The following is a 20,889-nucleotide window of genomic DNA, read 5'->3' on the forward strand; positions in this document are numbered from 1 at the left end:
CCGTGACGCACCGGGCCGCCTGCGCCCGCGTCAATTCATCGCGATGCAATTTAGCGGGCGAGGTTTGCCTTTCAAGCCGATTCCACGGTCACGAAGGCCGCGTCATTGCGGTGAATATCCAGGCGACGAGGAGACCTGGAGTCCTGGAGGGGCGCGAAGAGCGGGGAGGGGAGTCGCCGGTTTGTCCGGGCCGCGGGATGCCCAGGACGGGGCCCTCAGGGCGCCGGCGTCTTGGCGGAGGCGGCCTCGCGCAAGGAGGGCACGGGGCCGTCGGGCGCGGCGGCGAGCAAGAGCTTGGGCTCGACGCCCGTATGCGTGGTGATGAGCCGCGCGCCGCGCTTCCACGTGAAGTATTGCCAGATCCAGTTGAACATGACGAGGAAGCGGTTCTTGAAGCCGATCAAGAAAAAGACGTGGACGGCCATCCACGCGAGCCAGGCGAGGAAGCCCGCGAGCTCGAGCTTTCCCATCATCGCAATGGCGCGCTTGCGGCCGACCGTGGCCATCGTGCCCTTGTCGACGTATGTAAAAGGCTCGCGCGGCTTTCCCCGGAGCTCGGCGCGAAGGGTGCGCGCGACGTATTGGCCTTGCTGGATGGCCGCAGGGCAGAGGCCGGGGACGTCGACGCCATTCTTGTCGCGACAAGCGGCCATGTCGCCGATCGCGAAGACCTCGGGGTGGCCCGGGAGGGAGCAATCCGAGGAGACCTTGACCCGGCCGCCGCGGTCGAGCGGGGCGCCGATCGCACGCGAGAGCTTGGTGCCGCGGACGCCCGCAGCCCAGACGACCGTGGCGGCGTCGATGCGCTCGCCATCGCCGAACGCAATGCCATCGTCGTCGATCCGCGCGACGGCGCGGCCCTTTTCGACGGTGACGCCGAGCGAGGCGAGCTGGGCCTCGGCGCGTCTCCCGAGGTCCTCGGGGAACGCCGCGAGGATACGCGGACCGGCCTCGACGAGGACGACGCGCGTGGACGAGGGGTCGATGGCGCGAAAATCCTTCGAGAGGACGTGTGTGGCGAGCTCGGAGAACGCGCCGGCCATTTCGACGCCCGTGGGGCCGCCGCCGATGACGACGAACGTGAGCAGGCGTTTGCGTGCCTCGGGATCGGTCGTGCGCTCGGCGCCCTCGAACGCGAGGAGCATTCGCTCACGAATGCGGAGCGCCTCGTCGAGCGTCTTCAGGCCGAGCGCGTGCGTGCCCCACTCGTCGTGGCCGAAAAAGTTGTGCGTCGCGCCGACGGCGAGGACGAGGTAATCGTAGCGGAGCTCGCCTTTGTCGAGCAAAAGCCGCTTGCCCGGGAGGTCGACACCGGTCGCCTCGGCGAGGAGGACGCGTACGTTCCGCTGGCGCGAGAAGACCGAGCGGATGGGGACCGCGATGTCGGCCGGGGAGAGGCCCGCGGTCGCGACCTGGTAGAGCAAGGGCTGGAAGAGGTGGTGGTTCGTGCGATCGACGAGCGTGACGCGCACAGGCGCGCCCGCGAGCGACATGGCGGCGTTGAGCCCGCCGAACCCACCACCGACGATCACCACATGAGGCATGTCCTTGCGATCGGCCATGCAGCACCTCCCAGGCGGTCCCCGGGTTCGAGTAGAGCCCGGGCCCGCCGCGGAACGAAAGTCTTTTCGAATGCCTCCGTAGGGAAGGGGACACGCAGAGGCGAGAGGCAAGAGCCGCGCGCGGAGGTGATGGGCGTCGTATCATTCATGACTTACCATTCCGCCTCGTGGGGAGCGCCGCGCGCGAGCGCGAGCGCGGGGTCGTGCATGATCAAGAAAACACGAAATGAACGTCGTGTGTCGGGGAGCGCCCGGCCTGCGCGTCGCGCGGCGCCGTCCGAAGAGGTGGCGGGCTGGACGTTCCTGACGAATCACGCGCACGTGCTGTTCTGCCTGGCCGAGGACCCGGAGGTGCGGCTGCGCGACGTGGCCGAGCGGGTGGGGATCACGGAGCGCGCGGTGCAGCGGATCGTGACGGACCTGGAAGCCGAGGGGTTCGTGACGCGATCACGCGTGGGGCGGCGGAACCTCTACGAGGTGCATCCCGACAAGCCGCTGCGGCACCCGATCGAGGCGCACCGCGACGTCAAGTCGCTCCTCACGCTGATCCTCCGCGGCCGGGCGCCACGGGCAGCGCGCTGACCCGAAGCCCCTGCCCGAGGAGGAAAAGAACCAGAAACGCGCCGCCCTCCGCGTTTGGGGTTGGCTCGCGAGGAAGAGCCGTGCTACCTCGGTGGCGCTTTGGGCGCGCGTCCAAGGCCGTCCGACCAAACGGTCGCGGCCGATGGGTGTGTCGTCTGGAGGCTGGAGAGATGGCCGAGTGGCTTAAGGCACACGCTTGCTAAGCGTGCGATCGGGAAACTGATCCGAGGGTTCGAATCCCTCTCTCTCCGCCAGCCACGAACAGGAACCAGGAACGAAGAGCGCGTCACGGCGCGCGCCGTCCCTGGACCTGGTAGACGAGCTCCGCAAGCGCGTGGACGTCGAGGCACAAGCGCACGGCGTCGGCTCGCACGATCGCGCCGTTGTACGGGCCCGCGAGCGCCACGAGCGGCGGCGCCGCGTGCAGCGAGGCCTCCTCGATCTCGCCGACGGACGTGACCGAGACGAAGAAGGAAGGCTCGTCTTCGCGGCCCGGATCGAGCTCGAGGAGGTACGAAGGCGCATCGTCGGGGCCGAGCGCCTCGCCCGTCTCGAGCGCGCCGAGCCCGCGGACGCAAGCCGCGAGAGGAAAGGCGAGCGTGTTCGGGAGGTCGGCGCCCAAGGCGATGCGACGGACGAGGCGCGCCGGGATCGCGTAAACGGCCTCGCCCGCGCGGACCCAGAGGACACGCACGAGGCCTCGATCGAGCGGGACGTCGAGCGTGGCCGCGAGGCCCTCGGAAGGGCGGCTCGCGAGGCGCACGGTGCCACCGAGGCGGCGCACGGACTCACGCACGAGGCCAAGGCCGAGGCCGCGGCCCGCGAGGAGGTCGACGTTCTCGCGCAAGGTGAAGCCCGGGACGAAGAGGAGGCCAAGGAGCGCTTTGTGATCGGCCGAGACCGCGCGTGCAGAGGCGATGGCGCCACGCGAGACGGCCCGCGAGCGGACGCGCTCGACGTCGACGCCGGCGCCGTCGTCACGCACGACGATGCGGAGGGAGGCGCCGCGCTGCTCGGCGGAGATCTCGACGCGGCCGGCGAGAGGTTTTCCGAGGTGCGCGCGCGTGGTCTCGGGCTCGATGCCGTGGACGATGGCGTTCTGGACGAGCTGGAGGAGCGGGTCGAAGAGGCCCTCGGCGACGCGGCGATCGATGAGGGTCTCGCCGCCGCGCGCGAGGACACGGACGTCACGACCGAGCCTGCGCGCCTGCGCGCTCGCCGCGGAGACGACGCGATCGAAGAGGGTCGCGACGGTGGTGGTGCGCATGAGCGCGATGTCGGCATGCGCAGAGCCCGCCTCGAAGCGCGAGCGCTCGGCGATGCCGAGGAGCGTGGCAGCCTCGGCGTCGAGGGCATCGGAGAGGGCCGCGACGGCCGCCGTGGCCTTGCGGAGGCGCTTGGCGCGGCGAGGGACGGCGTCGTGCGAGCCGCGGGTCTCGGCGAGGGAGCTGCGGACGCGGCGCGCGCGGGTGGCGAGGACGCCGAGCTCGCGGCCCGCCGCGGCGATGGCGGATTCAGCGCGTTCGAGCGAGCGGACCCGATCGAGGAGGCGATCGAGCGCGGCGGTGGAGACGCGGAGGCTCTCGCCGGAAGGGCGCGCGGCGTGAGGATCGAGCGAGGGCTCGGGGGCGCTGTGCGGAGGCGGCTCGGGCGTGCCGTAGGAGGGCGGGGGCTGCGTGCTCGAACGGGCGCCGTACGCGAGGCGGCGGAGGAACTCGACGGCGCGATCGGGCGCGGCGACGAGCTCGCCGAGCAGGCCACGCCAGCGCGCGATCTCGCCGATGGCCCGGCGCGCCTCGACGTCGCTGCGGCTCGCGTCGCGCGCGCGATCTTCGAGGCCATGGCAAAACCACGCGGTGGCGTCGTCGCCGGCCGCGAGCGCGGCGGCCTTCATGGCGTGCACCTCGCGGAAGATGCCAGCGATGGCGCGCGGCTCGGGGAGCTCGCCGGCGAGCAGCTCGTCGACCCGCGCGAGGCGATCGGTCATCTCCGCCGCGTAACGCGCGCGTTTCTCGGGCGGCGCGGGGCGTCCGCGGAGATCCCACGGAGGCTCGGGCCAGGGAGGCGCCGGGATGGGGCGGCCCGCAGCGAGGGCTTCGCCCGCGATGGAGAGGACGGCGCGCGCGTCGCCGACGGCGCTCGCGTCGCCGTCGACGAGGCGTCGCTCGATCCGCGCGAGGGATTCGAAGAGCGCGCGTTCGCCAGCGACGCCAGCCGAGCCTTTGAGCGCGTGGATCGCGCGGCGCGGGGCGTCGTCGAGCGCGTCGCCGTCGAGCAGAGGGGCGTGGCGCTGGATCTCTTCGAGGAGGAGGCGGGAGAGCTCGCGGTCCGCCGTCACGACGAGGCCCCACCGTCGTCGCCCTGCGGCGATCCGGGCGAGGCTTCTCCGGCGCGACCTTCGTCCCCGAGCTCGCCGAGCAGGCGCGAGAGAGGCGCGAGCACGGGGCGGAGCGCGCCGAGCAGGAGCGGGCGCGCAGGGGTGGTGGCGCGGAGCGTGGAGAGCGCCGAGAGCAGGCCACGCGCATGCTCGGCCGCGAGCGCGACGGCCCGCGCGACCTCGGGATCGATGCCCGTGGCGCGGCGCAGGTGCTTCTCGACGTCGGCGAGCGCGAGGCCCGCGCGGCCGGCCGCGTCGCCGAGCGCGCGCGCGGATCCGCCGGTCTCGTCGGCGGCCATGAGAACACTCGTGAGCTCGCCGCGGAGCAAGCTCGTCTCGCCGGCCATCTCCTCGACGACCGTGACGAGGTCGCGCGTGGCCTCGCCTCCGCGCGCGGCGTGCGTGCGGATCTCCTCGGAGAGCAGGAGCAGCGCCTTGCCTTGCGGCTCCGGGGTGCGCGCGCCTTCGAGGCCCGCGTTCAGCGCGATCACGCTGAGGCGTTCGAACAGATCGGCGACGCGCGTGGCCGCGAGCGTGAGGCCGTCGGCGTGCGCCGCCATCGCGCCGGCGCGCTCGGAGACGCCCTCGATCGAGGCACGCTGCCGCGTGACGGCCTCCATCAGGCGCGGCGCGCCCTCGGCCGCCTCGCTCACCGCGCGTTGCGCCTCGCCGTGCGCCGACCAGAGCGCCGTGTCGATGTCCGCGGGCGTCTCGGGCGCGCTCGCGGGCTCGGCCGCGCGCCGGAGCACGTCGATCCACCTTCGCCTGCGCGGCCCGCTCACGACGCCGCCTCCGGCGAACGAAGCACCGCGGTGCGCGCGGTCCAGATGGACTCCTCGGCCTCGCGACGGAGGGCCGCGACGTCGAGGATCGCGGCGTCCGTCTCGCCGGCGCGCACGAACCCGTCGCGCGCCTCCTCGAAGAGCCCCGACGACTCGATCGCGCGGCCCACGATGGCGACAGGCTCGACGCCGAGGTCACAGAGGACGGCCGTCGTGCGTTCGTTCTGCGACGACGGCGAGAGCCCTTCCTCGTCGAGGCAGAGGACCGTGACGACCTCACCGTTCGCCAGCGCGACGCCCGCGGCGGGCTTGCGCAGGCCCTCGACGGGCGTGATCGAGGGGAGCACGAAGACTCCACGCACGACCTCCGCCGGCACGAGCACGAAGCGCCCATCCTTCGCGACCGAGACCCTCACGAGCACGCCCCCGCGTCGCACACGCCACTCCCTTGCCGCGCGCCTACCTCGTACGAAGGACGCGCGACTGCAAGAACTGGTAGATGATCTTCACCGCGTCGAACGAGCCGACGGTGCTCTCCTTGACGACCTCGCTCACCGTGCGCTGCCCGTTCACCGCGTCGAGCACGAGACGCTCGGGCCGCGCGAGCTGGCCGGGCGAGAGTCCTTCGAGCGCAAACTGATCGATCACGGGGACCTGATCGAAATGGATCGTGCCCTCCATGAGCCGCCACTCGTCGACGCGGCGGAAGCCTTCGAGGACGAGCGCGCTCACGCCGAGGGTGAGCTTCGCCATGTCGGCCTCGGGGCGGAACGGCTCCTTCGTGAAGGAGAAGCGGCCGTACGGCCAGCGGAGCATGTCGAAGATGAGCTCGCTCGATTGTTTGGTCAGGATGTCGACGAGCTCCTCGCGCGTGACGATGCCGCGGGCCACGACTTCTTCGCCGAGCAGCTTGTTCGTGCCGCGCAGATCGGCGAGGAGCGCGTCGAGCTGATCACGCGAGAGCGCGCCTTTCTCCAGGAAGTATCGGCCGAGGCGGTACTCTTCCGTGGCGCCGCGCGACTGCACGAAATCGATCTGCCCCTGCCGCATCGAGATCGTGATCGAGGTGCGGTTGTTCGTGACGTGCAGGACGCCCGTCTGGCGCTGCATGCCGAGGATCTGGAGGATCTCGGCGAGCGCGACGACCGAGAGGTCACCGCTCATCGCCTCGCGTACGCCGTCGCCCGGGTCGAGGTCCTTCACCGTGAGCGAGAGCGAGGCGAGGACGTCGGGCGTCATCGCGCGCGCGACCGCGGCCATGACCGCGGCTTCGCTCGCGCGGTCCTCCGGAGAGATGGCGAGGATCGCAGGCACGACGGCGTTCGCGACCTGCTGCGCGAACTCCACGCTGGCGCGCTGCCGCGCGTGCCGGATGTGCATGCTCGGGCGCATGCTCTCGGCCGGCAGCGACTCCTCCTCGGGCATCTTCTGGCCCTCGGGGACGGGGCGCGGCGAGCGGCCCTCGGCGGTCTTGGCGAGCGCGCCCTCGACCACGGCGACGAGCGCGCGCGCGTCGAACGGCTTCGTGATCGCGTCGACGGCGCCCGTCTGCTGGACGAACGTGCCGCGGATCTTGTCGCCCTTCGCGCTCATGAGCACGACGGGCAAGGTGCGGTGCGTGGCGTCCGAGCGAAGCTCGCGGCAGAACTGGTAGCCGTTCATCCGCGGCATCACGAAGTCGAGCAGGACGAGGTCGAACTTCGGGCTTTTGCGGATGAGCTCGAGCCCCGCCACGCCGTCGCGGGCGGTGGTGGGCTCGTAGCCGTTGCGGGCCAGGATGGCGCTGACGACCTTCAAAATGGTCGGGCTGTCGTCGATGACCAGGACACGCGCCGCGCTTGCCATGTGGGCGGCGCCAGCCTAACTCGGGCCGACGGAGATTCGCGCAGCGAAAAACCGTAAATCGTACCGCTCCGCCGAACGGCCGGGCGAGGCGGGGCACGGCGGCCCGAAACTTGGCCGTCTCCGGTGGTCCCTGGCACGAGGGACCCCGTGCCGAAGCCTCGTTCGTCCCCCGCGTCCGTCGAGACCCGCCTCGCTTGGCACGAGCGCGCCCTGCGCTTCGTCGCCGCGGCGTTGCCGTTCGGCCTCGCGCTCACGAGGGCCGCGGGCAGCGGGCAGTGGAGAGACGATTTACCAGCGCTGCGCGACCTCGGCCTGCTCGCGGTCGGCGTCGGAGGCGGCGCGTCGACGCCGCTGACGCAGGCGCTCGGCTTGCTCCCGCTCGGCCCCCGAACGTTCCGGGCCGCGCTCGGCGGAGCCATCGCGCTGGGGGTCGCGTCGGTCCTGCTCTTCGGCCTCGCGCGGCGGCTCTTGCGGGCGCTCGGCGCCGGTCCGACGCTCGCCTCGGGGCTCGCGGCGCTCGGGACGCTGACGGCCGCGCTCTCGCCGGTCTGGCAACGCGAGGCGACGGTGGGCGGCGGCGCGATGATCGCCGTCGCGCTGGCGCTGGGGACGCTCGTCGCGGGGTCATCGATGCTGCGCGCGGAAGGCTCGCTCGCGGTGCGTGGCGCCGCGCTCTTCGGCGCGCTCGCGGGCGCGACCCTCGCGGAGAGCCCGCCGGCCGCGTTCGCCGCGGTCTTCGCGGTGCTCGCGACGCCGATCGCCGAGCGGCTCCCGTTCGGGCGCACGGCGGGGATCACGCCGTCGCCGATCCCGTCACGCAAGCTCGTCGCCGTCTCGTTCGCGTCGATGGCGGCCGTCGCGCTCCTGCTGCTCGTGCCGCTCGCGGTCCGGCCGCTCGCGCCGCGGGCGTTCGCCGACGTCGGGCGCGCTCTCTCGGCCGCGGATCTGACGGGCTTCGATGTGGCCGGGCCGCGGCTCTCGAGCCTCGCGGCGTGGGCGCGCGAGGTCGGCGTGGTGTCCTTGCTGATCGCGCTCGGCGGCGCGGTGGCATCGCTCCTCGCGCCCGGCGCGCGTGGGCTCGTCGCGCCGCTCGTCGCGTTCGTCGCGCTCGACACGTTGCTCCCGGCGCGCGCGTTCGCCGCGCTCTACGCCGATCCGATGACGCCGGTCCGCGCGCTCGCCGTCGCCGCGCTCGCCGTGGGCTCGGCGCTCGGCGTCTGCTGGGTGGCGCGCAAGCTGCTCGAGCTGCGCCTGCCGATGGCGAAGAGCGGCGCGGTGCTCGTCGTGGTCTTTCACGTGACGCTCGTCGCGCTCTCCTCGGAGGAGGCGGGATACGTCGCGGATCGTGGCAAGCAGCTCGCCGCCGAGGAGTGGACCGACGGCGCGCTCGGGCGGCTCGAGCCGAGCTCGGCGATCCTCGTGCGATCGCCGGCGCTCGCGTTCCGGCTCTGGGCGGCGCGGCTCCTGCGCGGCGAGCGGCCCGACGTGCTGATCGTCCCGGAGAAGCTCTTGCACCGCGGGCGCGTGGCGCTCAGCCTGCTCGCGGTGGAGCCCGAGATCGAGCCGCTCCTCCGGGACTACGCGATCTCGGGACAGCCGAGCGAGTACGCGCTCTCGAAGCTCGCCGACGTGCGGCCGCTGCACGCGGAGATCGAGCGGAGCTGGCCGCGGCGTCTCGTCTCGCACCTCACGGTCGACGGATGCTGGCTCGAATACGCGCCGCAGCCGCTCGGGCCTTCGGACCGCAAGCTCTCGACGACCGCCTCGCTCCAGCCGATCCGGCGCGTGATGGCCGCGATCGCCGCGCCGATCGTGCCGGATACGGCGACGTCGACCGTGGTGGCCGGGACGCTCCGCGATCAGAGCGCGGTGCTCTCGCTGCTCGGTGAGCACGACGCGGCGCAAGCGTTCCTCGACGAGGTCGGCCATCTCGCGCCGGGCGAGGCGGGCCTGACGGGCGCCTCGATCAAGCACGCGGTCCTCGCGAAGGCGATGATGGTCGCCGCGAACGCGCGCGCGCCGCGCCGCCCGGGTCCCTCGGCGTCACGCGCGCCCTGATGCGACGATCCCGTCAGGACGCGGGCAACGTCATGGCCTGCTGGCTCGGCCGTTCCGGCTGACGGATCGCCTTCACGCGACGCTCGAAGCTCCGCCGTTCCTCGTCGGAGATCGTCACGCCGCCGAACCGCGCCGCGAGGTAGACCTCGGTGAGGTCCAGGATCTCCTCCGCGAGCGGATGCGACATCGACGCGAGCGCCTGCGCATGCCGGAGCGGCGGCACGCTCGGCGAACGGCCCACGCCACGCGCGCCCATCGCCGCGTCGAGCGACTCGTACAGCGCCGTCGCGAGCACCGCGCTCGCCGAGCGAGGATCCGCCGCGCGCGAGGCCGCTGCCGCGCGTTGCTTCTTCCGGCGAAGCCAGAGCGCCGCGCCGCCGGCCGCGACGGCGATCCCCGCCACGACCAAAAGGCCCGCGCGACCCCGCGGCCCGTCCGTGCCCTTCGATCCGCCGCGGCGATACCGCGAGGTGAGGCTGTTCAAGAGCCCCACCTGCTGGCTCAGGTCGTAGCTCACGACGTGCCGATCCCAGCGCTGGCTCGTCGCCTCGATGAGGTCGCGCAGGTAGGCCCACACGCCGACGATCTCGCTCTTCGGCGCGGCGTCGGCGGGCGGGGTCGGGTCGAAGGTGAGCCAGCCGTATTCGTCGATCCACGCCTCGACCCACGAGTGCGCGTCGCCCTGGCGCACGGCGTAAAACCGGCCGAAGCGGTTGTAGCTGCCGCCCACGAAGCCCGTCACGTTGCGCGTCGGCACGTCGAGCGTGCGCAGCATGATGGCCATCGCGGTCGAGTAGAACTCGCAGTGCCCGCGCTTCGACTCGAACAGGAAGTGGTCGAGCGGCTGCGGGTCCTTGCCGGAGGGCGAGGCGAGGTCGTACCGATAGTCCGTCCTCAAATGATTTTCGATCGCGCGGGCCCGCTCGAGCGGGCTCTTCGACTCCTTCGTCCAGTCCGCGGCGAGCTCGCGGATGCGCGTCGACATGTTCCGCGGCAGCGTGAGGTACTTCCAGCGCTCGCCGCTCGGGAGCTTGCGGAACGACGGGGTCTTCTTGCGCGAGAGGAAGATGTCGTACTTGATGCCGCGGTCGTCGATGGGCTGATAACGCAGCTCGCCTTCGGGTCCCTTGAAGGCCATCGCCTGCGGCTCGGGCGCCACCGTCGCGCGCGTCCGGAGCCGCACGCCCGAGGCGTACGGCGGCAGGAACATCACGGGCGGGTCGATCGGCTCGAGGTCGACCCGCATCACCGGATCGAGCGCGGAGTCGGGCCAGTGATCGTCGATCGGGAGGATGCCCGCCTCGTTCTCCGTCGCGCGCTTCCACGACTCGCTCTGCGTCCACGTGCGGCCGTCGTACGCGTCGAGCGCCGCGCCGCGCAGGTGCAGCGGGATCCGCGCGGGCGGCGGGTCCGGCAGGTTCGGCATCTCGATGCGCATGACGAGCGTCGGGTCGCTGCGCAGGACGCCCACCTCGCCGAGGTCGACGCGGCCCGAGAAGCCGATCACGCGGCCCGAGTGCCCGCGGTTCAGCAGCAGGAGCGAGAGCCCGACGCGCGGGAAGAGCACGAAGAGCAGCGCCGTGAAGACGAAGATCGGCACCGAGAGCAGGCACGTGACGCCGAGGAACGTGCGACCCACGACGCGGCGCGAGCGCAGGATGCGCGGCACGTCGACGGGCAGGCCCGTGCGGTCGCGCGCGCCTTGCCGGTAGTTGCCCTCGACCTCGCGCCGGAGGTGGCTCAGCACGAGCGCGCCCGGGGCCACGATGATCACGCCGAGGAAGCAGAGCCCGTAGCCGAGGCCTCCGCCGAGCACCGTGCCCGAGATCAGGTGCAGGAGCGCCAGCACGATCACCTGCTGGTCGTGCGCCGCGCCCTTGCGCGTCGCGAGCCGGATGATCTGCAGCGCCGCGGCGAACTCGATCACCACGTCGAGCACGTTCGCGTTCGGGTCGAAGAGCAGCCGCCCGATCTGCAGCGCGAGCACGCCGATCAGCGTGATCGCGTCGAAGTGCTTGAGCGCCGGGTACTTCTCCCAGACGTCGCGGATGAGCAGCGCGAGCACGAGCCCGCCGATGAGCGAGCCGCTCACCCAGGGCCCGAACTGCCCGCTCGCGAGCAGCGCGAGGATGCCGAGCACCGCGAGCGCGTCGGTCATCACCCGGTGAACGAGCCCGAACCTCATGCGTGCCCTCCGCTCGTCCGTGCTGACCCGCCGCGCGCGAGCCCGCGCCGCTCCTGGATCTCCTGCACCCGCTCCTCGTCGACGGCGTCGAGCAGCGCGAGGAACCGGAGGATCCGATCGGAGCCGATGTTCCGATCGCCGCGCGCCTCCTCGCCGAGGTTCGTCGCCACCACGACGCCGTCGCCGCGCTTGATGTGCGCGACGGCGCGCGAGGCGACTTCGCGGATCCGCTTCTCGAACTGCTGCGCGAACGCGTCGCCCGCGCCCTTCGGCCGCACCACGTCGATCACGAGCCGCACGTCGGGCCGCGTCTCGCGCGCCCGCTCGCGCAGCACCATCTGGCTCGTGATCGCGCTCTTCCGCCAGTAGATGTCGCGCGGATCGTCGCCCTCGCGCATCGGCCGGAGCGCGTACGTCTCGTCGCTCGTCCCGCGCCCCGCCGTGCCCACGCCGCCGAGCGCGCGGCCACGATCCTCGGGCGGCAAGCGCACCGGATCGACGGCCGGGTAGATCACGAGCTCGCCGTCGGCCATGACCTCACGCGACTTCTCGAAGAGCCCGAACGGAAACCGCGTCGCGATGCGGAAGCCCGTGTGCCGATCGCGTCCGCGGCGCGCGGGCGTGCGCCGGTAGGCGGCGACCTGCGCGCTCGACGGGCTGATCTTCAGGAAGAAGCAGCGTTTGTCCGCGGGCTGGCCGGCGCGCAGATCCTCGACCTCGATCGCGTACGAGGGGATGCGCTTCTTGTGGTTGTAGACCTCGATCTCCACGAGGTGCGCCCGGCCCACCTGCGCCCGTGTCGGCAGCCTCCGCGTCACCGTCAGCGTCCGCAGCGACAGCTCGCTCATCACGCTCGACACGACCATCAGCGACAGGAGCATGCCGAGCAGCAGGTAGAGGAGGTTGTTGCCCGTGTTGATCGCCGCGAAGCCCACGCCGAGCGTGATGCCCACGAAGTATTTTCCTTCGCGGGTGAACTTCAGCCGCCGCGGCATCTTGAAGGTGAAAAACGAGCGCCAGAACCGCGTGAGCGCGTTCTCCGGGCGCGGCGTACCGGGCAGCGGCGAAGGCGGGTTCGGCACGGGCAGCGGCGTCGCCTCCGGCCGCGTGACGCGGCTGTCCCGGGGCGGTTTGTCGCCTCGAACGGCGAGCGACTCGGCCTGCCTCCGGTCCGCCACCATGCGCGCCTCGCTCAGAGCGGGACCGGCACCCGCGCGACGATGTCCCGCACCGCGTTCTCGCACTCGTCGCGGCTCGGCATGTAGCCCTCGGCGTGCGCGGCGAGGCGGATGCGGTGCGCGAGCACGGGCACCGCGAGGTCGTGGATGTCGTCGGCGATGCAGTAGGTTCGCCCGTGCAAGACGGCGCGGCTCCGCGCGGCGCGGGCGAGGTTCATTCCGGCGCGGGGCGAGGCGCCGAGCGAGAGCGTCGGGCTCGCGCGCGTCGCCGAGAGCACCGCTTGCAGGTACGTCGCGAGCGACGCGTCGAGCTCCACCCGATCCACCTCGCGCTGGAGCGCGACGAGGGCCGACGGCTCGAGCACCTGCGGCACGGCCTTGATCCGGTCGCCGTCGCCGCCCTGGAGCAGGAGGCGCATCTCCACGTGCGGCGGCGGATAGCCGAGCCGGATGCGCACCATGAACCGGTCGAGCTGCGACTCGGGCAGCGGGAACGTTCCGGCGAAGTCCTGCGGGTTTTGCGTCGCGAGCACGAAGAACGGGTCGGGCAGCGGCGTCGTCACGCCGTCGATCGACACCTGCCCCTCGTTCATCGCTTCGAGCATCGCCGACTGGGTCCGCGGGCTCGCGCGGTTGATCTCGTCGGCGAGCAGGATGTTCGCGAAGATCGGCCCTTGCCGGAAGACGAACTGCCCGGTGCGCTGATCGAACACGCTCACGCCGAGCACGTCGCTCGGCAGGAGGTCGCTCGTGAACTGCACCCGCCGGAGCTCGCCGCCCACGGCCTTCGCGAGGGCGCGCGCCAGCGTCGTCTTGCCGACGCCGGGCACGTCCTCGATCAGCACATGGCCGCGCCCGAGCAGCGCGATGAGCGCGAGCTCCACGGCTTCGGGCTTTCCTTCGAGGGCCTGCTCCACCGCGGAGCGGAGCTCCTGGAGCACGGGCGTCGTTTCCCGCGCGATCGAGAGCGCCGACGTCATTGGGGCTGATGCTAGCACGATCATCGGGAGCGCCTGCGGTAACCTCCTGATTTCTGAAGCGTGGGGTACCGAGGCGTCGGTCCTTCCCGGCTCTCGCCCCCTGCCACCCTTCCTTTCAGCACTCGTGTGGCCCGACCCCCGGGCCGCATGTATGCTCCGCCGTCGTGGCCGTCCCCGGTCCTTCTCGGGCCCCTTCAAACGATGACGACGAGCGTCGGAAAGCCTCCTCCGCGGAGGCCGACGCGCTCGCCTTGACCCCGGCTCCGGGCGGCGCTGCCCTGGAGCTACCGGGCGCGAGCGCGCCGCTCTCGGAGCCGACGCCGCTCATCCCGCCTTCCAAACAGGGCAGCGTCTTCTGGCGAATCCGCGGGATGATCCGCACGGTTCGGCCGAGCCAGTGGGTGAAGAACCTCTTCGTCCTGGCGCCGGTCGTCTTCGCCAAGCACCTCACGCACCCGTCGATCATCAAGAGCGCGATCGGCGCATTCGGCGTGTTTTGCCTCCTCGCCGGCGCGGTCTACACGATGAACGACATCGTGGACGCCAAGGCCGACCGCGTGCATCCGGTGAAGCGCTTCCGCCCGATCGCGAGCGGCCAGGTCCCGGTCGAGCTCGCCAAGATCATGGCGATCGCGCTCGTCGTCACGGCGCTCGGCGGCGCGCTCCTCGGGCCGTGGAAGTTCCTCGTCGTCGCGGTCGCGTACTTCGCGCAGAACGTCGCGTACTCCTTCGGCCTGAAGAAGATCGCGTACGTCGACGTCGGCCTCATCGCCCTCGGCTTCGTGTTGCGCGTCCTCGCGGGTGGCTTCGCGACGAACACGCCGATCTCCGGCTTCATGGTCGGGTGCACCGCGCTCCTCGCGCTCTTCCTCGGCTTCGGCAAGCGCCGCCACGAGCTCGCCTCGGCGACGAACGCCGGCAAGCAGCGCGCCGCGCTCGAGGCCTACTCGCCGCGCGCGCTCACCTTTGCGCTCGCGGCCACGGGCATCGCCACGATCGGCACGTACCTCGCGTACACGCTCGACCACGACACACAGCGCTTCTTCGAGAACCCCTGGCTCTGGGCCACCACGATTCACCCGCTCTTCGGGGTCGTGCGCTTCCTCCAGCTCGTCGTGAGCCGCCCCAAGGCCGAGAGCCCCACGCAGGAGATCCTGCGCGACGTACCCTTCATGATGAACATCATGATCTGGGTCGCCGAGGTCGTGTTCATCGTCTACCGGCTGAGGCCTTCCTGATGGCGGACGAGGCGAAGGCGAAGGAAGAACCGGGCAAAGTCCCGGAGAAAAGCGACGCCTGGACCGACCTCGGCCTGACGCTCCCCATCTTTCTCCTCTATCACCTCGGCGTCGTCTTCCTCCCCGTGCGGAACGCCGCCGATCCCGTCACGGCCGAGCTCTCGGCGCTCGCGAAGAACAGCCTGCCCACGTACGCGGCCCTCACGGTCGCGGTCGGCATCGCGTTCGTCGTGGTCCTCGCCGCCACGGGACAGAAGCGCGCGCTCGAAGGGAAGCGCTTCGCGCTCATCGCCCTCGAAGGCACGCTCTACGCGATCCTCATGCGGTTCGCCGCCTCGTACGTCGTCGGATCGCTCACGCTCGGGCCGAGCGTCGAGACGCGCGGCATCTTCTCGGGCGTCGTCATGTCGATGGGCGCCGGCTTCTATGAAGAGATCGCCTTCCGGGCCGGGATCTTCGGCCTCGGCGCGCTCGTCGTGAAGGCGATCTTCGGCCCGGGCGTCCGCCGCCTCGTGCTCACGCTCCTCTGGGCCGGCGTCGCGGCGGCCGCGTTCTCGGCCTGGCATTACGTCGGCGCGCTCGGCGATTCGTGGGACGTCCAATCGTTCGTCTTCCGTGCCGTGTGCGGCCTGGTCCTCACGGCGATCTACGTGTTCCGCGGCTTCGCGCCTGCGGTCTGGACGCACGCCCTCTACGACGTGTGGGCGATGGTGCTTCACGGATGAATCGAACAGCCCGCTCGCTCGCCCTCGTTTTGTGCTCGCTCCTCGCCGCGTGTGTCGCCGGCGCACCGGAGACCCCGGCGCGGGGACAGGGCGCGCCTCCGCCCCTGCCGGAGGTGAAGACGGCGCCGCCTGCGCCGGGCATGCTCTGGATCCCGGGCGCCTGGCACGACGATGGCGTCCAATACGTATGGATTCCAGGTCGGTGGGAGTCCCCGCGGCGCTCCACGCAAAACCCTGACGGGTAGCAGAGGCCACGACGGGTTGCCGCGACACCAGCGCCGTGCTTTCTCCGATTATGTGACGCTCGCGCACGAGATCGCTGCTCTCCCGCCGGCCCTGCTCGCTCGCCTTCGGGCGCGTGGCTTCGATCCCGACCGCCTCGCCGCGTGGGCTGCCACGATCGGCCAGGATCGCGACAAGCGAAATCGTTTCCCGGGGGAAGTCCTTCCGCCCGCCCCCGGAGACGTCGTCGACGCACCGGCGCCGCGCAGCGCCGACGCCGCGCGCTTCGAGGCGCTCGGCCGCGAGGCGCTCGCGCGGGGCGAGGTCGCGCTCTGCGTGCTCGCCGGCGGCATGGCGACGCGCATGGGCGGCGTCGTCAAGGCGCTCGTCGAGGCCCTGCCGGGAAAGACGTTCCTCGATCTACGCCTCGCCGAGATGGACGCCCTCGCGCGCACGGCGGGCGCGACCTGCCCGCTCTGGCTCATGACGAGCGAGGCCACGGAAGGCCCGATCCGCGCCGCGCTCGGCGCTCGGCTCGACAAGGGCGACGTCGCCACGTTCGAGCAGTTCGTCTCGCTGCGCCTCACGCGCGAGGGCACGATCTTCCGGGACGAACACGGCGAGCCGAGCGTCTACGCCACGGGCCACGGCGACCTGCCCGACGCGCTGAAGGCGAGCGGCCTCCTCGATCGCTTCATCCAACGAGGCGGCAAGACCGTATGGATCGCGAACCTCGACAACCTCGGCGCCACCGTCGATCCGGCGATCCTCGGCTTCCACCTCGCGCACGGCGGTCCGCTCACCGTCGAGGTCGTGAACAAGGTCGGCAGCGACAAGGGCGGCGGCCCGGTCCGCTGGAACGGCCGGAAGATCATCGCCGAGGAAATGCGCCTCCCGCTCGGCTTCGACCCGGCGCAGATGCCCGTCTTCAGCACGAACACGTTCCTCGTATCGGCCGAGGCGCTCGCCTCGCTCGACCTCGCGTGGACGTACGTCGAGGTCGACAAGCAGGTCGGCGAGGCGAAGGCGGTCCAGTTCGAGCGCATCGTCAACGAGATCACGACCGCGCTCGATCCGCAGTTCCTCCGTGTCCCGCGCGACGGGGCCGCGTCGCGTTTCTTGCCGGTGAAGGACGTACCCGAGCTCGAGCGCCGCAGGCCCGAGATCGAAAAAGCGCTCCGGGCCCGAGGGATTCTTGCGTAGATAGGATTCGTTCAGTCCCGTACGGATCGCGCAAGGGAGCCACGGCATTGCACTTCGAGATCACGCATGAGTTCGACGTCCGCCTCGATGCTCTGGAGCTCGCGGTCCTCTCGCCCGACCTCGGCGCGATGATGGTCCCTTTCCTCGCGACCACGAGCGTCGCTTCGGTCGAGACGATCGAGCACGTCATCGCGAACGGCGAGCTGCGCCGCGTCCTTCGGTTCCAGGCGAACGCGCCGCTCGCCGTCTTCCGCGGCTACGACATCGCGCGCGAGGCCCTCTCCTGGGAAGAGCGCTCGGTCTATCGGCTCGCCGATCACGTCGCCACCTGGTCGGTCTCCCCGCGCCAGCAATTCCGCAAGTATTTCAGCGCTTCGGGCACCTGCCGGCTCGAAGCGGCGCCCGAGGGACGCGTGCGAAAGACCGTCGAGGGCGACATCGAGATCAAGGCTGGCGTACTCTCGTCGCTCGCCGGCCGTATGGCCTTGGTCGAGATCCGCAAGATCTACGACGCCGAGGCCGAGACGTTGCGACGCCTCTCGACCTTATGAAGAAGCTCTCCGCCCTGGCCCTCGGGGGCCTCGCCCTCGCCGCGCTCACCACGCAAAGCGCACCCCTCCACGCCCAGAGCGCGTACGTCCCCGCGCCAGGTCGCCCCGTCGCGGCCGGCGACGACGCGTCGAGCATCGCCTACAACCCGGCGAACCTCGCGTTTTTGCCCGGCGCGGAGCTGCGCTGGACCATGGCGCAGGCCGGCGCGGGCGCGGGCACGACGAACGGGCATGCCTTCGATCTCGGCCTCCCGATCCTCGGTTTGTCCACGGGCCTGCGCGTCGATCTGCTCGACGTCGGCACGCCGGCCTCGCAGCGGTGGCTGCGCTGGGCGCTCGCGGCGAGCCTCGGCGACAACCTCTCGATCGGCACCACGTTCGGCTGGTCCTACGCCGAGCGGCGTGACCTCGACGAGCAGTTTGGCGTGACGACCGGCCTCACGCTTCGCCCCTTCACGTGGCTCTCGGCCGCCGCCGTCGCGCGCGACTGGACCACGAACGCCGATCGTCGGTACGACGTCGGCCTCGCGCTCCGCCCCTTCGGGGGACGCCGCGCCGCCGAGCTCGGCCTCGAAGCCTCGATCCACGAGCGCACGGGCGACGTCACGCCGCGCGCCACGCTCGGCGTCGACGTCCCGGCCGTGGGCCGCCTGCGCGGCGAGCTCTCCGTGCGTGACCTCGCGTCGAGCCCCGATGTCATGGCGATGGTCGGCCTCGACGTGAACCTCGCGTCGCTCCAGGCCGGCGGCGGCGCCATCTTCGGCGGCGGCGACGTCGGGTATTACGCGACCGCCGCGCTGCGCACCTACCGCGAGCCGGGTTTGCCCTCGCTCAAGCACGTCGCGCGCATCCGCCTCGACTCCACGCCCGGCGTCCGTGCGCACGTAAAACTCCTCCGGCGCCTCTGGCGGCTCGCCGAGGATCGCAGCGTCGACGGCGTCGTCCTCCAGCTCCGCGCCGAGCCTGCGAGCTCGCTCGCGCACGCCGAGGAGGTCGGCGACGCGATCCGCATGCTCCGCGCGGCCGGCAAGAAGGTCCTTTGCCACCTCGAAGACGCGAGCGGCCGTTCGCTCTTCGTCTGCTCGCAGGCCGATCGGATCGCCATGAACCCGGCCGGCGGCTTGCGCTTCGCGGGCCTCTCCTCGCAGTACATGTATTACGGCGGTGTCCTCGACAAACTCGGCGTCCGCGCCGACTTCGTCCGCGTCGAGAAGCACAAGCTCGCGGCCGAGCAGTTCACGCGCAAGGACTCCACCGAGGTCGGGCGCCAGGACCACAAAGACCTCCTGATGCAGCTCGAGGGCATCTACATGCACGACGTCGGCGGCGGCCGGAGGATCCCGCTCTCCACGCTCCGCGCGACCATCGCGAAGGGCCCGTTCGTCGCGCCCGAGGCGCGCAATGGTGGCCTCGTCGACGTCCTCGCGTACGACGACGAGATCGACGAGGTCGTCGAGGAGATGATGGGCGGCCGCGCGCGCATCGTCGACGACGCCACGCCCTCGAACGCGCCCACCTGGTGGGGCACGCCTTCGAAGATCGCGGTCGTCTACCTCTCGGGCGACATGGTCGACGGCGAGAGCCAGACGATCCCGCTCGTCGGCATTCGCCTCGCCGGCTCGTACACCATCGCGAAGGCCCTCAAGCGCGCGCGCGAGGACGCGAGCGTGAAGGCCGTCGTCTTCCGCATCGAGACCGGCGGCGGCTCTTCCCTCGCGGCCGACGTCATTCTTCGCGAGGCCATCCTCACCGCGAAGGCGAAACCCTTCGTCGTCTCCATGGGCACGGCTGCGGCGAGCGGCGGTTATTACGCCTCCGTCGCGGGTGGCCCGATCTACGCGAACCGCGCCACGATCACCGGCTCGATCGGCATCTTCTACGGCAAGGTCGACCTCGTCGGCCTCCTCGGCAAGCTCGGCGTCGGCCTCGAACAGTTCCGCACCGCTCCTCGCGCGGACGCCGAGAGCCTCTACCGCCCCTTCACCGAGGAAGAGCGCATCGAGCTCGGCGTGAAGGTCAAACAGTTCTACGACCTCTTCATCGCGCGCGTCGCCGAGGGCCGCAAAATGAAGCCCGAGGACGTCGACGAGGTCGCGCGTGGCCGCGTCTGGACCGGCCAGCAGGCGCTCGAACGCAAGCTCGTCGATCGCATCGGCGGCCTGCGCGAGGCGCTCGACGACGTCCGTTCTCGCGCCGATCTCCCGCGCGACGCGCCGCTCGTCGAGTTCCCCGAGGACGACGAGAACGTCCTCATCGCGCTCGCCAAGCTCGCCGGCATCGCCGCGGTCTTCCCGCAAGCGGGCGCCTTGCCGATCGTCATTCCTCCGGCGCTGCTCGACCTCGCGCGTGGCCTTGCGCCCTTCATGGTCTACGACGGCACGAAGCCGCTCGCGCGCCTCGACCTCGTCGGCGACGTCTCCTTCGGCGGCGCTCCCGCGACCGTGGACGACGAGCTGCCGTGAGCGACGCTGCGCCTCCGCCTCTCCTTCACGCCGAGGACGCTCGCATCGCGATCGACGACGTCGTCGCGATCGACCGCCTCACCTTCCGCGCCCGCGGCGACCGTGTCCTTTGCACCGGCGAGGCCGAGGCGCTCTTCGCCGCGCTCACGGCCGTCCCGCTCCGCTCGCGCGCGCCCTCGCACGACGACGCGGCCATGCCGGGCGAAGCTTCGATCACCGCGGGCACGTTGCACGTCGCCGGCCTCGACGTCGCCACGCGCGCGCACCTCGACGCCGCGGGCATTGCTCCGCTCGACCCGCCCTTGCCCAAGGGCACGACCGCGCACGACTACGTCACCTGGAGCGCGCGCCTCGCCGGTTTCTCGCCCCGCGCGGCGCGTGACCTCGCGGCCTCCGCGCTCGAACGTGTCGGCCTCTCGTCCTTCCTTCGCCGCGCGGTCGACGCGTTCGAGCTCCCGCCGCGCCGCGCCCTCGTCTTCGCGCATGCGATCGTCGCCGATCCTGCGGTCCTCGTCCTCGAAGCGCCGCTCGCGGGCCTCGACGGCCCGGCGGCCGCGTTCGTCATGAACGCTCTGGGTCGCGCGACCGACGGCCGCAGCGCCATTCTCTCGGCCGAGCGCCTCGATCCGGGCACGCCCGAGGGCGACCTCGCGCGTGCGGCCAGCGACGTCCTCGTCTTCGCGGGCGGCGCGCTCGTCCTCGAAGGCGCGCCCGAGGCGCTTTTTGCCGGCGTCCGCGTGTATGGCGTCACGATCCGCAAAAACCCTGGACCTTTCCGTGAGGAATTGCTCGCGCGCGGGCTCGAGGTCACGGGCGGGCCATTGCGGATGAGCGTACGGCTCTCCCCCGATGCATCGACGAAGGACATCGTCGCGGCGGCGAGCAAGGCGCGGGCGCCGCTCGTGGAGATGTTCCCGATCGTGGGCTAGGATCTGCCCT

The 20,889-nt window shown here is 71.5% G+C and carries 17 protein-coding genes and 1 tRNA gene; 10 read left to right on the forward strand and 8 right to left on the reverse strand.

Features of this window, described 5'->3' with window-relative positions; genetic code table 11:
- Window positions 1-215: 215 nt before the first annotated feature.
- Complete coding sequence (locus QHF85_RS03555; protein ID WP_281325609.1) at window positions 216-1,562, reverse strand: NAD(P)/FAD-dependent oxidoreductase; 1,347 nt, start codon at window positions 1,560-1,562, stop codon at window positions 216-218.
- 147 nt (window positions 1,563-1,709) lie between these two features.
- Here QHF85_RS03555 and QHF85_RS03560 point away from each other — a divergent pair, with 147 nt between their 5' ends.
- Together QHF85_RS03560 and QHF85_RS03565 are read left to right on the forward strand one after the other, a co-directional pair.
- Window positions 1,710-2,144: a winged helix-turn-helix domain-containing protein gene (locus tag QHF85_RS03560; RefSeq protein WP_281325610.1), complete on the forward strand. Its 435-nt coding sequence runs from the start codon at window positions 1,710-1,712 to the stop codon at window positions 2,142-2,144.
- Window positions 2,145-2,308: 164 nt separating this feature from the next.
- A tRNA-Ser gene (locus QHF85_RS03565) sits at window positions 2,309-2,398 on the forward strand.
- Window positions 2,399-2,430: 32 nt separating this feature from the next.
- Here the strand turns inward: QHF85_RS03565 and QHF85_RS03570 are convergent.
- Genes QHF85_RS03570 through QHF85_RS03585 form a run of 4 tightly spaced genes read right to left on the reverse strand, consistent with a single transcriptional unit; the run spans window position 2,431 to window position 7,148 of the window.
- Window positions 2,431-4,482, reverse strand: coding sequence for an ATP-binding protein (locus QHF85_RS03570; protein ID WP_281325611.1), 2,052 nt, complete (start codon window positions 4,480-4,482; stop codon window positions 2,431-2,433).
- Window positions 4,479-5,303 (reverse strand): hypothetical protein, encoded by an 825-nt coding sequence (locus QHF85_RS03575; RefSeq protein WP_281325612.1) that lies wholly within the window; start codon window positions 5,301-5,303, stop codon window positions 4,479-4,481. The genes QHF85_RS03570 and QHF85_RS03575 overlap by 4 nt, the downstream gene beginning before the upstream one ends.
- Entirely contained in the window at window positions 5,300-5,740 is a 441-nt protein-coding gene (locus QHF85_RS03580) for a chemotaxis protein CheW (RefSeq protein ID WP_281325613.1), read from the reverse strand. The genes QHF85_RS03575 and QHF85_RS03580 overlap by 4 nt, the downstream gene beginning before the upstream one ends.
- A 22-nt stretch (window positions 5,741-5,762) precedes the next feature.
- The gene (locus QHF85_RS03585; protein ID WP_281325614.1) at window positions 5,763-7,148 is read right to left on the reverse strand and encodes a DUF4388 domain-containing protein; all 1,386 of its coding nucleotides are present in this window, start codon (window positions 7,146-7,148) and stop codon (window positions 5,763-5,765) included.
- A 147-nt stretch (window positions 7,149-7,295) separates the two neighbouring features.
- Between QHF85_RS03585 and QHF85_RS03590 the strand changes: the two genes are divergently transcribed.
- Complete coding sequence (locus QHF85_RS03590) at window positions 7,296-9,206, forward strand: hypothetical protein (protein ID WP_281325615.1); 1,911 nt, start codon at window positions 7,296-7,298, stop codon at window positions 9,204-9,206.
- A 13-nt stretch (window positions 9,207-9,219) separates the two neighbouring features.
- Here the strand turns inward: QHF85_RS03590 and QHF85_RS03595 are convergent, their stop codons facing one another.
- Genes QHF85_RS03595 through QHF85_RS03605 form a run of 3 tightly spaced genes read right to left on the reverse strand, consistent with a single transcriptional unit; the run spans window position 9,220 to window position 13,549 of the window.
- Window positions 9,220-11,391 carry a DUF3488 and transglutaminase-like domain-containing protein gene (locus QHF85_RS03595; RefSeq protein WP_281325616.1) on the reverse strand — a complete coding sequence of 724 codons (2,172 nt, stop codon included), beginning with the start codon at window positions 11,389-11,391 and terminating at the stop codon, window positions 9,220-9,222.
- Window positions 11,388-12,572, reverse strand: coding sequence for a DUF58 domain-containing protein (locus tag QHF85_RS03600; protein ID WP_281325617.1), 1,185 nt, complete (start codon window positions 12,570-12,572; stop codon window positions 11,388-11,390). Before QHF85_RS03600 ends, QHF85_RS03595 begins: the two co-directional genes overlap by 4 nt.
- A gap of 11 nt (window positions 12,573-12,583) precedes the next feature.
- Window positions 12,584-13,549, reverse strand: coding sequence for a MoxR family ATPase (locus tag QHF85_RS03605; RefSeq protein ID WP_281325618.1), 966 nt, complete (start codon window positions 13,547-13,549; stop codon window positions 12,584-12,586).
- A gap of 251 nt (window positions 13,550-13,800) precedes the next feature.
- Here QHF85_RS03605 and QHF85_RS03610 point away from each other — a divergent pair, with 251 nt between their 5' ends.
- The 7 genes from QHF85_RS03610 to QHF85_RS03640 are packed head-to-tail and all read left to right on the forward strand — an operon-like array spanning window position 13,801 to window position 20,879.
- Window positions 13,801-14,787: a decaprenyl-phosphate phosphoribosyltransferase gene (locus QHF85_RS03610; RefSeq protein ID WP_281325619.1), complete on the forward strand. Its 987-nt coding sequence runs from the start codon at window positions 13,801-13,803 to the stop codon at window positions 14,785-14,787.
- Entirely contained in the window at window positions 14,787-15,512 is a 726-nt protein-coding gene (locus QHF85_RS03615; protein ID WP_281325620.1) for a CPBP family glutamic-type intramembrane protease, read from the forward strand. The genes QHF85_RS03610 and QHF85_RS03615 overlap by 1 nt, the downstream gene beginning before the upstream one ends.
- Window positions 15,509-15,757, forward strand: coding sequence for a YXWGXW repeat-containing protein (locus QHF85_RS03620; RefSeq protein ID WP_281325621.1), 249 nt, complete (start codon window positions 15,509-15,511; stop codon window positions 15,755-15,757). Before QHF85_RS03615 ends, QHF85_RS03620 begins: the two co-directional genes overlap by 4 nt.
- A gap of 52 nt (window positions 15,758-15,809) precedes the next feature.
- On the forward strand, window positions 15,810-16,937 hold the full coding sequence (locus QHF85_RS03625; protein ID WP_281325622.1) for a UTP--glucose-1-phosphate uridylyltransferase: 1,128 nt from the start codon (window positions 15,810-15,812) through the stop codon (window positions 16,935-16,937).
- A gap of 47 nt (window positions 16,938-16,984) precedes the next feature.
- Window positions 16,985-17,488: a DUF2505 domain-containing protein gene (locus QHF85_RS03630; protein WP_281325623.1), complete on the forward strand. Its 504-nt coding sequence runs from the start codon at window positions 16,985-16,987 to the stop codon at window positions 17,486-17,488.
- Complete coding sequence (gene sppA, locus QHF85_RS03635) at window positions 17,485-19,950, forward strand: signal peptide peptidase SppA (protein WP_281325624.1); 2,466 nt, start codon at window positions 17,485-17,487, stop codon at window positions 19,948-19,950. The genes QHF85_RS03630 and sppA overlap by 4 nt, the downstream gene beginning before the upstream one ends.
- Entirely contained in the window at window positions 19,947-20,879 is a 933-nt protein-coding gene (locus tag QHF85_RS03640; protein WP_281325625.1) for an ABC transporter ATP-binding protein, read from the forward strand. The genes sppA and QHF85_RS03640 overlap by 4 nt, the downstream gene beginning before the upstream one ends.
- The last annotated feature ends 10 nt before the right edge of the window (window positions 20,880-20,889 follow it).

This window comes from Polyangium sp. 6x1 (assembly GCF_029946515.1).
Classification (GTDB): domain Bacteria; phylum Myxococcota_A; class Polyangia; order Polyangiales; family Polyangiaceae; genus Polyangium.